This is a genomic window from Streptomyces sp. JLSY215 (assembly GCF_059682825.1).
This window is the reverse complement of record NZ_CM185022.1, coordinates 870,419-884,331: the sequence shown is the minus strand read 5'-3', so window position 1 is coordinate 884,331 and position 13,913 is coordinate 870,419. Positions and strand designations below refer to the sequence as shown.

Below are 13,913 nucleotides of genomic sequence, written 5' to 3'. Positions count from 1 at the left end.
CGCGCCCGCGCAGGAGGCCCGGCCGCGGCGCCGCCTCGTCGGGCCCTCGCCGTCAGCGCTTCGCCCCGTCGGCGAGGGCCGGCGGGGCGAAGCGAAGGGGACCGGGGTGGTTACGCCGGGTAGAAGTGCCAGCCCTGCCGCGCCGAGGGGCGCCCGCCCCACATCTTCTTCAGGTCGACGTAGTTGTCGCCCTCACTGCGGGCGGTCAGGGCCAGATCCTCGTGCACGTAGGACACGATGCCGTAATCCGGATTCTGGGGATCGGTGCCCGGAACGGGCTTGAGAAGCCACCACTGGTCCTTGTTTCCCCGGCTGCAGACCCGCAGATACGAAATGCTGTCGGCACCGTTTTCGTCCGTCGCGCAGGCCCCGCCGGGAGAACTCCTGAGCTGATACACGGGCCGGCCGTCGGAGGTCGCGACCACATCGAACTGCCACTTGTTGTTCCAGGTCGGCTGCTCGCTCGGATAAACCTGAAGGTAGGTGCCCACATTTCCCTTCGTATCGTCCGGGAGCAGGTAGTTGCCGGTGACCTGACTGACGGCCAGCACCGGGTGTCCGACGGGGACCGCCCTGATGGCCGGGGCGGCTGCGGCCTGCGCGGGTGCGCTGAGCGCGACCGTGGCCAGGGCGGTGGCGGCGAGTGCGGTGGCGATGAGTTTGCGGATGGTGCGGACGTGCAAGGGAGGCCTCCTTAAGGCCAATGCAACGACGGCCGCCCGGAGCGCGATGTCTCCGAGCCGGAGAAAATGCTATGGCCGGTAAAGTCCCCGGAGGGAGGGCGCGAAACCGCCACAGGGAGGGGTGGACGGGAATGCGCCAGGGCCCTTTCGGTGTGCGGGCGGTGTGAGTGCGGACGGTCCGCCGCGTAGGACGGATTCCGGTCCGCGAATATGCCGGGAGCGGCTGACGAATTCTCGCGCACGGCATTCCGCAGAGCCTTACTATGGGCGCCGCGGAATTCCCTTTCCCGGGCGCGTCGTGACCTCAACTCACTTCGTCCGGTGGCCAGTTCGCCCACGGCGCGGGGCGCGGGCGAGCCGGCGGCGGGCGATCAGCGCCCGCCGTCCGGAGCCGGGATCCGCCCGCTCAGCAGCCGCCCCGCCCCCGGGACGTAGGGCTCCAGCCCGAGTTCCTGCAGGATGCGATAGGTCGTGGCGGTGGCCGCCGACAGCACCGGCAGACCCGCGGCGTCCTCGACCGGCTGGACCGCGGCGAGCGAGGGCATCTGCACACAGGCCGAGAGGACCACCGCATCGGCCCGGCGCAGGTCGAGCCGCTTCCAGTGGTCGCGGAGGGCGGCGGGGTCGAGACGGGCGACCGCCAGGTTGTCCGGGACCTCCAGGCTCAGCGCGTCGACCACCTCCACCCCCGCGTCCTCGATGTAGTCGACGACCAGCGACGTCAGCTCCTTCATGTACGGCGTGACGACGGCGATACGGCGGGCGCCGAGCGCGGCGATGCCGTCCAGCAGCGCGCCCGCGCTGGAGACCACCGGGGCCTGCGCGCCCTGGCTGCGGAGCGCGGCGGCGATCTCGGCCTCGGCGGTGCAGTGGTGACCGGGGCCCTGCGCCATGATGGCGACCAGGCAGGCGGAGGCGACGACCTCGGGCCGGGCGTCGGCCAGTTCGAGGGCGGCCCGCTCGGCCTGGGCGTTCATACCGCGCAGCTGCTCGGGCGTGACGTGTTGCATCCGCAGCCGGCTGCTGTGGAAGAGGAAGCGGTCCCCGGGGCGCTCGCGCTCGCGCGCGGCGAGCATGCGCGGCAGTTCGGTCTCCATCGTGAGGTTGGAGCTGGGGACCATCAGGCCGATGTGGTGGTCGGTGGGCAGGCTGAGGGGGCGGTCGGTCACGGGTTCTCCTCGGGAAGGGGGAACGAGGCACCCGTGCGGACGACGGGTGCGGTCAGTGGTCCCCGGCCAGGCCCTCCCAGTGGTCGGCCAGGGATGTGAGCAGCTGCATGAGGTCCGCGCGCCGGTCGTCGTCGTACGGCTGCAGGAGCCGCTCGTCCAGGCGGCGGGCACGGTCGTGGGCCTCGCGGAGGGTCCGCTCGCCCTCGTCGGTCAGATGCAGCAGCTTGCGGCGGCCGTCGGTGGCGTCGCTGCGCCGCTCCAGCAGGCCGCGGTTCTCCAGCCGACGGGCGACATCGGCCATCGTGGACGTGTCCAGCGCCACCGCCGACGCCATCGACCGCTGATCGCGCCCCGGGTCCGCGTCCACGGCCGTCAGCACCGCGAACTGCGGCCCCGTGAGCGTGGTGTCCACCGCGCGGACCCATATGGCGAGATACGCCTGGTAGAGACGGCGCACCTGATAGCCCGGCGCGGCGGTCAGGGCCTGCGGAATCGCCGGCGCGAAGTCGGAGGAAGCGCTCTCATCAGCCATGGGGCAACTCAATCACGGGGTGACGGGGCATCGCCGACGGCTTCGCCACGGTCGGACGATCACCCAAGCATCGGGCGCAGCGCCTCTCGTAGGGCCGTCAGAGCAGCGGGCGGATTGTCCCAGAAAATCATGTGCCCGGCGTCCGGGACCGCGGCGAAGGACGCGGAGGGCAGCAAGGCGCGTGCCTGCGCCACGCCGGCCGCCGTCACGACGGGGCTGTCCGCGCCGTACAGCAGGGCCGTGGGGCCGGCGACCGACGGCCACCAGGCGAAGAAGTCCTCGGTCTCGAAGCCGCGGTGGCTGGCGATGATCGCCTGCCGTTCGCAGCTGGACAGCCAGCGGGCCCGCAACTCCAGTTCCCGGCGCGGCCACCGGGGCCAGGAAACCGCCACCTCATCGGCGTCCGTACCGCGCTCCGCCTGCGTCAGCTGGCCGAGGAAGGCCTCCAGGGAGGTCGGGTACGGCCCACGGCCGGGACCGCTCATCGGCGGATCCGCCAGCACGCTGCCGCCGATGGCAGCCTTGCCGCGGGCCGCGACCGCGGCGGCGATCCGCGCGCCCATGGAATGCCCGAAGAGCAGGGGCCGGCGCAGGCCGAGCCCGTTCACGAGGGCCTCGGTGTCCTCGGCGTACTCCTCCAGGCTGTAGGCGCCACCGCCGTCCGAGAGCCCGCGGCCGCGGATGTCGAGCACCAACGGGCGGACCAGATCGGTGAGTTCACGGGCGACGAAGTCCATGGCGACGGCCGGGCTGGTGATGCCCGGCAGGATCACCAGGGCGGGGCCACGGCCGCCGTAGTCCAGGACGTGCAGCCGGGCGGTGCCGGAGCGGACCCATCGGCCGACGGCCGGGATGTCGGCCAGATCTGCGAGGGCGGACTGCGGCAGGGCCCGCGGGGCGTGCGGCACAAGAACCTCCTGAAGGGGGAACGGGGAGCCGGTCAGGCGGGGCGGGGTGCGGCCGAGGCGAGACAGCCGAGGGCCTCGGCCTGGTCGATGACGTCGCCGTACTTCGCCTGGATGTCGAAGAGGGCCGCATCGTGCGGTCCCTGCGCGCGGTCGCCGACGCATGCCCGGGGGACGAGGACGGGGAAGCCGGACTGTACGGCGTCGACCGCGGTGGCCCGTACGCAGCCGCTGGTGGTCGCCCCGCAGATCACCGCCGTATCGCAGCCCAGACCGGTCAGGGTGGCGGCGAGGGAGGTGCCGAAGAACGCCGAGGCGCCTTTCTTGACCACCAGGCGGTCCGCCGAGGGGTGGTACGGCAGCCGCGGGTCCAGGGTGACCGCCTCGCTGCCCGCCACCAGGGCGCGCAGACCCGGCGCCTTGCGCAGCCAGGCGAGGCAGTCGCCGGACGCCTCCGCCGGGGTGTAGGCGATGGCGGTGAAGACGACCGGCACGCCGGCGCCCCTGGCCGCGGTTGCCAACTCGGCCGTCGCGGTGACGACTTCGGTGAGGTCCGCGCCGGTCGGGAAGCGGTCCTCGGTGAAGCCGCGGGTGAGGTCGACGACGACGAGCGCGGGGCGGCGGCCGCGGCGGACCGGGGCGCCGAATCCGGCGCGGGCATAGGTGCGGTCGGTGGCCGCTCCGTACTGGCTGGTGCTCATGCGCGCCGGGCCTCCTTGACCTGTCGGCTCAGGCCCTGGAGGCGGCCGAGCAGCCAGCCCTCGAACACGCCGAAGGCGAAGGCGGCGGCGAGCGGGCCGTACTTGGCCAGGGCCGGGCCGGCGAGCAGCGCGAGGCCGTCCAGTTCCGGGGCGGGGGAGGGGGCGGCGGCGGGTGCGGCCGCCCGCGGGGCCGGGGCCGGCGTGCTCCCGGCCGGCTCCGCCGCCCCCAGCAGTCCGCCCAGATTCCGCGCGAACTGCTCCAGGATCCGGTCCGAGACCGTACCGATGGCGCCCTTGCCGAACTGGGCGAGCTTGCCCCGGATGACCAGGTCCGTCGACAGCTCCAGCCGCGCGCCTTCCGGCGCCTCGGCCACCGTCAGCGTCACCTCCGCCTCCGCATCGCCGCTGCCGTGCGTATCGGCGCCGCGGGCCTGTACGCGCAGCCGCCGCCGTGCGGCATCGGCCTCCAGGAAACGGACGCTGCCGGCGTAGGCGGCGGTGATCGGGCCGACCCGCACCGTCACCCTGCCCCGCCAGGAGTCGCCGTCCCGGCCGTCCAGCGCCGCGCCCGGCATACAGGACGCCACCCGCCGTACGTCGTTCATCAGGGCGAACACCTCGTCCGGGGCGGCCTTCACCGGCACCGTGTGGGTGAGTTGCATGCTCATCGCTCCTTAGGGGTGTCCCTGGCGGCGCGCCGGGCCGTGGCGCAGCCGTCGATCGCCTCGACGATGGACTGGTAGCCGGTGCACCGGCACAGATTGGCCGCCACGACCTCGCGGATCTCCTCCTTGGTCGCCTCCGGCCGCTCGGCGAGGAACCCCTCGGCGAGCATCAGGAATCCGGGTGTGCAGAAGCCGCACTGAAGGCCGTGGTGTTCGCTGAACGCCCTTTGCAGATCGGACAGTTGGCGGCCGTCCGGCCCGCCGCCGGTGTCCTCGGCCAGCGATTCGACGGTACGGATCCGGGCGCCCTCGGCCTGCGCCGCGAACATCAGGCAGGCCCGTACCGGACGGTCGTCGACCAGGACCGTGCAGGCCCCGCAGATGCCGTGTTCGCAGCCGACATGGGTGCCGGTCAGCCGCAGATCGTGGCGCAGGACGTCGACGAGGGTGCGGCGCGATTCGGTGATCACCTCGTGCTGTGCGCCGTTCACGTCGAGCGTCATCAGCTGGAGGTCCGGCTGCGTCCCGGGATCGGTCATGACAGGTGCTCCAGGGTGCTCAGGGCGGTGTGCACCGCTTCCGGGGTGATCGGGGTGTCGTCGAGCTCGATGCCGGTGGGGCGCAGGGCGTCGTTGACGGCGTTCAGTACGGCCGCGGGGGCGCCGATCGTGCCGCCCTCGCCCGCGCCCTTCGCGCCGGTCGCGGTGAACGCGCAGGGCGTTTCGAGGTGGTGGATCGTCACGTCCGGGATCTCCTGGGCGGTGGGCACCTTGTAGTCCATGAAGCTGGTGGCCGACGGCTCTCCCTGTGCGTCGTACGTCACCCGCTCGAAGAGCGCGCCCGCGATGCCCTGGGCGATCCCGCCCCGGCACTGGCCTTCCACGACCTGGGGGTTGATGGCCACGCCGCAGTCCTCGACGCACACATAGCGCAGGATCTCCACCCGGCCGGTGCCCTCGTGGAGTTCGACCACGACGCCGTGGGTGGCGTTGGAGAAGGTCCCGTCGTTGAAGACGTCGAAGGTGGCGGTCGCGGTGAGCCCCGGTTCCAGGTCCTTGGGCAGCAGATCGGCCCGGAGGAAGGCGACTTCGGCCAGCTCCGGGTAGCGCAGCGCCACCGAGGGCGCGCCGCGGCGGCGGACCTCGCCCCGCCCGAGCTCGGTGTCCTCCCAGGGGATGTCCCAACGGGCCGCGGCCAGCCGCCGCAGCTTCTCGCCGAGCTTGCCCGCGGCCAGCCGTACGGCGCTGCCGCCCACCGTGATCGACCGGCTGGCGAACGTCCCCCAGCCGTAGGCGATGCGGTCGGTGTCGCCCTGATGGATCCGCACCTTGCCGATGTCCAGCCCGAGTTCATCGGCGACGATCTGCGCCAGGGTCGTCTCATGGCTCTGGCCGTGGCTCATGGTGCCGGTGGTGACGGTCACCGCGCCGCTGGTGTCCATCCGGACCTCGGAGATGTCGAAGCCCGGCACCACCTCCATCTTGCGCTGCGCGAAGGCGGCGGAACCGTAGCCCGTGCGCTCGCTGAAGCAGGCGTAGCCGATGCCGAGATGGCGTCCCTCGGCGGCCGCGGCGGTCCGGCGCGCGTACCAGCCCTCGTCCCGCAGCGTGCGCTCGCACAGATTCAGCGACTCCAGATAGGAGCCCGGGTCGTAGGTGATGCCGTTGACGCCGGTGTAGGGGAACTCGGTGATGACGTTGCGTCGGCGGATCTCCACCGGGTCCAGGCCCAGCTGCCGGGCCGCGCGCTCGAAGAGCCGCTCCACGACCATCACATACTGCGGCCGGCTGACGCCCCGGTACGGCGCGGTGGGTGCCTTGTTGGTGGTGACCGCCCGGCCGCGTACCCGGTAGGCGGGGACCTTGTAGACGCCCGGCATCTCGGCGGACGCCATCAGCGGCTCGATGCCGGCGGTGAACGGATAGCAGGAGTAGGCGCCCATATCGCACACCACCTCCGCGTCCAGGCCCAGGATCCGGCCGTCGCCGGAGAACGCGGCGCGGACGTCGTAGCGCTGCTCGCGGGCGAGGAAGGACGCGGTGAGCGCGTCCTTGCGGTCCTCGATCCACTTCACCGGCCGGCCCAGCCGCCGCGCGGCGGCCGCGGCGGCGATCTCCTCCCGTCCCACCACGCACTTGAGGCCGAACCCGCCGCCCATGTCCGGCACCTGGACGCGCACCGCGCGCTCGTCCATCCCGAGGCAGCGCGCCGCCACCGTTCGCACCTGGTGCGGGACCTGGGTGCAGAGCTGCATCACGAGCTGTTCCTCGCGGTCGTCCCAATGGGCCACCACGCCCCGCGTCTCCAGCGGCAGCGCGTTCTGCCGGCCGGTGCGGGTACGGACCCGCACGACGCAGTCGGCGGCGGCGAAGATCTCGTCGATGCCGTCGGTGGCGAACAGCGAGACATCCACCAGGGTGTTGCGCGGCGCCTCGTCGTGGACCAGCGGCGCCCCGTCCGCCAGCGCCGCCTCCTCGCTGGTCACCGGCGGGCGCACGGCATAGCTGACGCGTGCCGCCTCCAGGCCGTCCTCGGCGGCGTAGGCGTCGCGGGCGACGACGATCGCGATCGGCTCGCCGACGTAGCGGACCCGGTCGCGGGCCAGTACCGGCATCGCGGTGGGCACGAACTCCTCGCGCGGGCGGCCCAGTTGGGCGGTGATGTCACCGAGGTCGAGATCGTCGGCGGTGAACGCGGCGAGCACTCCCGGGACGGACCGTACGGCCGTGAGGTCGACGGCGGTGAGCACGCCGTGCGCCACGGTGCTCCGCACGAACTGGGCGTGCAGCATGCCGGGCAGCGCGATGTCGTCGACGAACCGGCCGCGCCCGGTCAGCAGCCGGGGGTCCTCGCGGCGCGCCACGGAGCGTCCGATCAGCGGACCGTTCTCCGGCGCCGTTGGCGTCATCGGGCCATCGCCTCCTCGCAGGCACGCCGGACCAGGGTCCGCACCAGGTGTTGTCGGTACGACGCGGAGCCATTGGCGTCGTCGGGCGGATCGACCGCGGCGGCGGCCGCCGCGGCGCAGTCGGCGAACGACCCGCCGCCGGCCAGCACCTGCTCCGCTGCCGGGACCCGGACCGGCACCGGTGCCACCCCGCCCAGCGCCACCCGGCCGCCCCGGACCGACGTTCCGTCGACGTCCAGATCGACCGCGGCCGATACGGTCGCGAAGTCGCCCCGGCGCTCGGCGAACTCGGTGAGCGCGGCATACGGCGCGGGCCGCGGGAAGACGATCTCGACGAGGATCTCGTCGTGGTCGAGGGCGTTGAGGTACGGGCCGAGGAAGAAGCCGTCGGCCGGGACACGGCGCTCACCGCGCGGGCCGTGGGCCACGAACTCGGCGTCCAGCGCGACCGCCAGCAGACACCATTCGGCGGTGGCGTCGGCGTGGGCGATGCTGCCGCCGACCGTGCCCCGGGTGCGGATCGGCAGATGACCGATCCAGCCCATGGCCGCGCGCAGCACGGCGAAGCCGGTGCCCAGCAGCGCGTCCGGGGCCGTCTCCACCGTGTGATGCGTGGTGAGCGCGCCGATGTGCAGGGCGCCGTCGGCGCCGGTGCCCAGGTGGTCGAGGGCGCGCAGCCCGCCGATGTCGACCAGATGCCGGGGCCGGGCCAGCCGGAAGTTCATCATCGCGACCAGGCTCTGGCCGCCCGCGATGACCTTGGCGTCGGGACCGAGCTCGGCCAGCAGCACCGCGGCGCCCTCGACATCGCGGGCCCGGTGGTAGCGGAAGGCGGCGGGTTTCACGGTGCTCCCGTCGTAGGGGCGGACGGACGGACCGGCGGGGCGGAGTGCGGCAGCGACGGCGGCTCCGCCGGGGCGTCCTCCTCGTCCAGCGCCCGCCCCTTCGTCTCCGGCGCCGCGACTGCCATCCAGGCCACCGCCAGCACCACGGCCAGCCCCAGCACCCCGAACGTCAGCGGCAGCCCCAGCACCGGCCACATCACCGTGCCGAACAGCAGCGGCGCGAACCCGGTGAGCGCCCGGCTGACCGACGAGGCCCAGCCGAAGCCGCCGGCCCGCAGCCGCGTCGGGTAGAGCTCCGCCACGTAGGCATACAGCGCGGGGATGGCCAGCTGCATCAGGAAGCCGAAGGCCCCGATGGCCACGACCGACCCGGTGGGCATCTTCATCACCAGAGCGAATACCACCAGCGCGAGGGAGGCGAGCGGCGCCGTGACGCCGATCAGCCATTTGCGCCCGACCAGATCCACCAGCGCGGTGGAGACCAGCACCCCCACGATCCCGACGCCGCTCATCACGGTGGTGCCCATGAACGCCGCCGTATCGGCCAGGCCCTGCTCCTTGAGGATCGACGGCATCCAGCTGAGCGCCGCGTAATAGACCAGCATGACGGTGACGAACAGCAGCCAGGCGGCCGACGTGATCCGGGGGCTGAACGACCAGATGCGGCCCAGCTGTTCGGCGACCGCGCGCGGGCCCCGGGACCGCGGGGCGGGCTCCGGCGCCGGAATCACATACGGCTCCGGTGTCGCCCCCGTACGCGCCACCAGATCGTCGATGACGGCCCGCGCCGCCGCCTCCCGGCCCTTCTTCGTGAGATAGACGGGCGACTCGGGTACGCCGCGGCGCACCCAGAACAACAGCAGCGCCGGCAGGCTCATCACCGTCAGCATCCACCGCCAGCCGTCGTCCAGCGTCACCATGGCCGTCGACACCAGACCGCACAGCGTCACCCCGACCGGCCACCACACGTCCAGCGCGGTCAGCACCCGCCCCCGGTACTTCCGCGGCGAGAACTCGCCCACCAGGGCGTAGTCGACGGGGATGCAGCCGCCCAGCCCCACGCCCGCCAGGAACCGCAGTACGAGGAAGACCGGGTAGGCCGGCGCGCAGGCACCCAGCACCGAGAACACCGCGAAGATCAGCAGCGTGACGCTGAAGGCCTTCTTCCGGCCGATGCGGTCCGCGACCGCGCCCCAGGCCACCGCGCCGACGGCCATCCCCACCAGGTTCGCGGTGGCCACCAGCCCCCGGTCGGCGAGCGTGAGGTGGAAGTGCTCGCCCAGCAGCGGCATCAGAAAGCCGTTCAGGGCGATGTCGTATGCGTCGAAGAGGTAGCCGAGGCCACCGATGAGGAAAATTCTGCCTTGGACGCCCCATCTCCAGGGGAGGTCCTGAACGATCTGATCGCCGGTTTTCACAGGAACTCCAGGGCTCAGCGGGCGAACTGGTAGGAGAACGCACCCAGATCGGGGTCATGGAGGGGCGTGCCGCGCCACAGCCAGTCGTAGGACAGGTCGGACTCGCCGTCGAAGCGCCGCAGCTTCTCGTCGCGGGCCCGCTGCTCGGGGCCGTCGGGGAAGTGGTAGAAGGTCTTGTTCTGCAAGGAGGCGTCCTGCACCATCCCGGCGTGCTTGGCCCGCCGGTCGACGTAACGGCGCAGCGCGCCCTCGGCGTCCGCGACGGTGACCGCACCCAGCTCCTCGGCCAGCACCGCCGCGTCCTCCATCGCCTGCGAGGCGCCCTGCGCCTGATAGGGGAGCATGGCGTGGCAGGCGTCGCCGAGCAGCGCGATGCGCCCGTCCATCCACACCGGGTCGCGCCGCCGGTGGTGGAGCGCGAAGCAGCTGACATTCTCCTTGGCCTTCGACAGCATCGCCGGCACCCGGTCGTCCCAGCCGGGGAACGCGTCCACCAGGTCCTGCGGGGTCGAGGTCACGGTCCACTTCTCGGCGACCTCATCCGTGCAGGGCACGCACGCCACGACGTTCAGATACTCGCCGCCGCGGATCATGTAGTGCACCAGATGCCGCTGCGGCCCGTACCAGATCGTGCTCTGGAAGCGGTCGACCAGCCAGCGCGTCGCCGGATCGGCGGCGATCAGCTCGCCGGGGATGAGCGCCCGGAACGCCATCTCGCCGGAGAACAGCAGGGTGTCGGGCGCGCCCATCAGCTCGCGCACCTGCGAGCGGACCCCGTCCGCCCCGATCAGCACGTCGCAGGCGAAGCGTCGACCGTCCTCGGTGACGGCCGTGGGCCGCTCGGGATCGGTGCGGTCCAGCGCGGTCACCCGGCTCGCGGTGTGCATGGCGACCACCGGGCCGGGGCCCGCCGGATCCAGACAGGCCTCCATGATCACGCGGTGCAGATCGGCGCGGTGGTAGTGCCAGTAGGGGGCGTTGAAGCGGTCCTTGCAGAACTGGCCGAGCGAGGTGAGCCCGATGACGCGGCCGTCCTGCCAGCGCCGCCTGACCTGGTCGAGCGGCTCGGTGTGGATCGCCTCCAGCTGCCGCCGCAGCCCGAGACCGAGCAGCACCCGGCTGGCGTTCGGCGCGGTCTGGATCCCCGCCCCGACCTCGCCGAGCCGGTCCGCCTGTTCCAGCACGGTGACCCGCAGACCGCGCTGACGCAGCGCCAGCGCGGCGGTCAGACCGCCCAGGCCGCCGCCGACGACGGTGACTTCATACGACTGACTGGACACCACTCTTCCTCCAGGCTGTGGTGGGAGGTTGCGCGAGGCAGGGCACGGGGGGCGCCGGTCGGCGACCACGGGTCACCGTTCGTCGGTCAGCCGGCCGTCGGTGACCACGTCCGTGCCGTCGACCGACACCGAACAGCCGCGCATCGCGATGTCGAGGTGCGCATACGACTCGCGGCCGAGCACCGGATGCGGCCCGGTCGACCACAGGAAGTTGCCCGCGAAGGCACGGGCGTCCATGCCCATCAGCTCGTCCTTGCCGTACATGGCGGTGGCGAACCAGTCGGCGCTGCGCATCAGCCCCCAGCCCATGTGGGAGAGGCTGCGCGCCCAGGTGTCCTGTGAGTCCTCGAAGAAGGTGGTGAGCAGATCGGCCTCGGCGCCGCCGGTGATCTTTTCGATGTGCCCGCCCGCGATCTGGAGGACCACCGGCTCGCGCACGTACTCCTTGAACGGCAGCAGGATGTCGCCCGGGGCGAGCACGATCTGCCCGTCGGAGACCTCCGGCCAGCACAGCACCATGGTGCTCGGCCAGTGGTCCCAGCGGCCCGGGTCGTCGGCGAAGCCGCACTGGAACTCCGGTTTGGAGCCGCTGAGTTGGACGGTCAGATCGGTCCCGGCGGCCGAGCCGACGTGCATCACGGACGACCGCTTGAGCAGTTCGACGCCGCGCAGGACCTCGTCCTTGTCCGATTCCTGGGGGAGGTTGCGGATGAGGACCTCGGGGGCGTCGCAGACGAAGATGATGCGGGTGCCCGCGCGCAGGATCTCCTGCTGGACCGGGGCGTGGATGAAGCCCTCGCGGGTCAGATCGACCACCAGATCCGCGGATTTGAGCAGGTCCTGGGCGGCGGAGTCGCGCAGGACGGAGGTCAGCCCGGGGCCGGCGCCGGTGTGCGTACTGGGCATCGGCGCCGGGGTGCCGCCGGGCACCGTGGCCGCGATGACGTGCGCGCCGCACGCCTTGGCCGCGCCGAAGGCGGCCGCGACATAGTCGCCGCGGCTGTCCGGCTCGGCGAGGACGACGACATGCTCGTCCGCGCGCAGTTTGCACAGCCGGAGCTGACGGGTGAACGCGTCGAGCAGATCGACGGCGGAAAGATCGAACACGGTGACCTCCAAGGAGGTGGGGCGGGCTCGGTGAGGTGAGAGGGGAATGCCGCGGAAGGGACGAAGGCCCGCCCGGGAGCTGGGGCGGAGCCGGTGAAATGGCCTGCGGACACGCTCTGATCTGCGGTGATGCCCCTGGTGTGGAGCACCCGACGGAGATAATCCGAACACGTACTATCTCGGCTTGGCAAGAGGGACGCGGCGAGTTCCTGGCCCCCGGAGGCGGCCGTTCCCCCTCAATGGGGCGCCGCGCGGCAGCGGGCCCCGTTCCCGTACGACCGGATGGCGTGTACGGGAACGGGGCCCTGGGATGCGTCCTTGGTGCGCGATCCCGGTGTGCTCACCGAGCGGCCGGTGGCCCCCGGTCCGTGCGGGCGTCCGCGGGGACGTCCGCGGGGCAGGGGGACACCGGCCGGTGCGGTTCGGTGGAGCGCGTCACAGGGGAGGCAGGATGTCTCCGCCGCCCATGCTGCTCTCCTGCTCGGTCTGGCTCTGCAGCTTGCGCGCCTTCTCCTGGAGGCGCTGCCGCTCCTTGGGATCCTTGGCCTGCGCGGCGGCCTCGGTCAGCTGCTGGGCCTTCTCGCGCATCTGCTGGAGGCGCTCATGCGCTTCGTCCTTGGCGCCCATGATCACTCCTTCGTCGCTAGCGGAAAGTCGCCATACCTCAGCCAATCAGGCTCCGCGACTCCCGGCACGTCGAAGGGTCGCCCTTGGTGAGCGAGCCGTCACTCGCCGGTGGGCCAGCCCCGGCGGCGGGCGAGTTCGGCGCATACCTCGAGGAAGCGGGGGACGGCCGGATGCGGATGATCCGCCCGCCAGACGGCGTCGACGCACAGGCCGGGGCGGGGTTCCGTCAGCGGCACCAGCGTGATGCCGCGCGGAAGCTGGTGGGCGAGCGACGCCACGACGAGGTTGACCCCGCGCCCGGCGGCGATCGACGCCCAGGCGTTGGAGCCCGAAGCGGTGTCGTCCAGCGCCGGCTCGAAGCCCGCGCCCCGGCAGGCCGCGACCACGGCGTCGTAGTAGCCGGGCGCCATCTCGCGGGGCCACAGCTGGAAGGTCTCGTCCCTGAGCCGTGCCGGATCCACGGCCGGGAGCCCGGCGAGCGGATGGCCGTCGGCGACCGCGAGCATCAACTCCTCGCGCCGGACGGTCCGTCGGTCGATCCCCTTCGGATACCCGGTCCGCGGCGCCAGCGCGATATCGCACCGTTCCTCCCGCAGCGTCCGGCAGACGTCCGCCGCGAAGATCTCCCGGGTCTCCACCTTCAGCCGCGGAAACTCCTCCGCGAGCAGCGCACTCAGCGCCGGGAGCGTCTCGTACACCGCGCTGACCGTATAGGCCACCCGCAACCGCCCCACCTCCCCGGCCGCCACGGCCCGCGCATGCTGCGCCGCGCGGCCCGAAGCGGCGAGGACCCGCTTGCAGTCGGCCAGATACGCCGCACCGGCCGGGGTCAGCTCCACCCGGCGCGAGGTCCGCTCCAACAGCCGTACGCCCAGGATGTCTTCGAGCGCCTTGATCTGCTGGCTGAGCGCCTGCTGGGCGACGAACACATCCTCCGCGGCGCGGGTGAAACTACGCCGCTCGGCCACCGCCACGAAGTACCGCATCTGCCGCAGCTCGGGTTCCATGCGACCGCATCGTACGGCCGGTCCGCCGCCCGCGTCGACAATCGCGGCTTGTCGATCGACAACAAG

Annotated in this window: 14 protein-coding genes; all 14 read right to left on the bottom strand. The window is 72.3% G+C overall.

Annotation, left to right across the window (positions count from 1 at the left end; genetic code table 11):
• Nucleotides 1-110: 110 nt before the first annotated feature.
• The 14 genes from AC5677_RS03850 to AC5677_RS03785 all read right to left on the bottom strand — a co-directional run bounded on the left by AC5677_RS03850 (nucleotide 111) and on the right by AC5677_RS03785 (nucleotide 13,847).
• On the bottom strand, nucleotides 111-683 hold the full coding sequence (locus tag AC5677_RS03850) for a hypothetical protein (protein WP_497193588.1): 573 nt from the start codon (nucleotides 681-683) through the stop codon (nucleotides 111-113).
• A gap of 371 nt (nucleotides 684-1,054) precedes the next feature.
• Entirely contained in the window at nucleotides 1,055-1,804 is a 750-nt protein-coding gene (locus AC5677_RS03845) for a maleate cis-trans isomerase family protein (RefSeq protein WP_497196498.1), read from the bottom strand.
• 100 nt (nucleotides 1,805-1,904) lie between these two features.
• Nucleotides 1,905-2,384 (bottom strand): MarR family winged helix-turn-helix transcriptional regulator, encoded by a 480-nt coding sequence (locus tag AC5677_RS03840; protein WP_497193587.1) that lies wholly within the window; start codon nucleotides 2,382-2,384, stop codon nucleotides 1,905-1,907.
• Nucleotides 2,385-2,443: 59 nt separating this feature from the next.
• Nucleotides 2,444-3,292: an alpha/beta fold hydrolase gene (locus AC5677_RS03835; RefSeq protein ID WP_497193586.1), complete on the bottom strand. Its 849-nt coding sequence runs from the start codon at nucleotides 3,290-3,292 to the stop codon at nucleotides 2,444-2,446.
• A 32-nt stretch (nucleotides 3,293-3,324) separates the two neighbouring features.
• Nucleotides 3,325-3,990, bottom strand: coding sequence for an isochorismatase family protein (locus AC5677_RS03830; RefSeq protein WP_497193585.1), 666 nt, complete (start codon nucleotides 3,988-3,990; stop codon nucleotides 3,325-3,327).
• A complete protein-coding gene (locus tag AC5677_RS03825) occupies nucleotides 3,987-4,652 on the bottom strand; it encodes an SRPBCC family protein (RefSeq protein ID WP_497193584.1) in 666 nt (221 codons plus the stop codon). Before AC5677_RS03825 ends, AC5677_RS03830 begins: the two co-directional genes overlap by 4 nt.
• 2 nt (nucleotides 4,653-4,654) lie before the next feature.
• Entirely contained in the window at nucleotides 4,655-5,194 is a 540-nt protein-coding gene (locus AC5677_RS03820) for a (2Fe-2S)-binding protein (protein WP_497193583.1), read from the bottom strand.
• Complete coding sequence (locus AC5677_RS03815) at nucleotides 5,191-7,563, bottom strand: xanthine dehydrogenase family protein molybdopterin-binding subunit (RefSeq protein WP_497193582.1); 2,373 nt, start codon at nucleotides 7,561-7,563, stop codon at nucleotides 5,191-5,193. The genes AC5677_RS03820 and AC5677_RS03815 overlap by 4 nt, the downstream gene beginning before the upstream one ends.
• On the bottom strand, nucleotides 7,560-8,408 hold the full coding sequence (locus tag AC5677_RS03810) for an FAD binding domain-containing protein (protein WP_497193581.1): 849 nt from the start codon (nucleotides 8,406-8,408) through the stop codon (nucleotides 7,560-7,562). The genes AC5677_RS03815 and AC5677_RS03810 overlap by 4 nt, the downstream gene beginning before the upstream one ends.
• Nucleotides 8,405-9,826: an MFS transporter gene (locus AC5677_RS03805; RefSeq protein ID WP_497193580.1), complete on the bottom strand. Its 1,422-nt coding sequence runs from the start codon at nucleotides 9,824-9,826 to the stop codon at nucleotides 8,405-8,407. The genes AC5677_RS03810 and AC5677_RS03805 overlap by 4 nt, the downstream gene beginning before the upstream one ends.
• Before the next feature lie 14 nt (nucleotides 9,827-9,840).
• The gene (locus tag AC5677_RS03800) at nucleotides 9,841-11,109 is read right to left on the bottom strand and encodes an FAD-dependent monooxygenase (protein WP_497193579.1); all 1,269 of its coding nucleotides are present in this window, start codon (nucleotides 11,107-11,109) and stop codon (nucleotides 9,841-9,843) included.
• Between the two features lie 69 nt (nucleotides 11,110-11,178).
• On the bottom strand, nucleotides 11,179-12,213 hold the full coding sequence (locus AC5677_RS03795) for a 2,5-dihydroxypyridine 5,6-dioxygenase NicX family protein (RefSeq protein ID WP_497193578.1): 1,035 nt from the start codon (nucleotides 12,211-12,213) through the stop codon (nucleotides 11,179-11,181).
• A gap of 435 nt (nucleotides 12,214-12,648) precedes the next feature.
• Nucleotides 12,649-12,840 (bottom strand): DUF6381 family protein, encoded by a 192-nt coding sequence (locus AC5677_RS03790; protein ID WP_497193577.1) that lies wholly within the window; start codon nucleotides 12,838-12,840, stop codon nucleotides 12,649-12,651.
• A gap of 98 nt (nucleotides 12,841-12,938) precedes the next feature.
• Nucleotides 12,939-13,847 carry a LysR family transcriptional regulator gene (locus tag AC5677_RS03785; RefSeq protein ID WP_497193576.1) on the bottom strand — a complete coding sequence of 303 codons (909 nt, stop codon included), beginning with the start codon at nucleotides 13,845-13,847 and terminating at the stop codon, nucleotides 12,939-12,941.
• Nucleotides 13,848-13,913 lie beyond the last annotated feature (66 nt).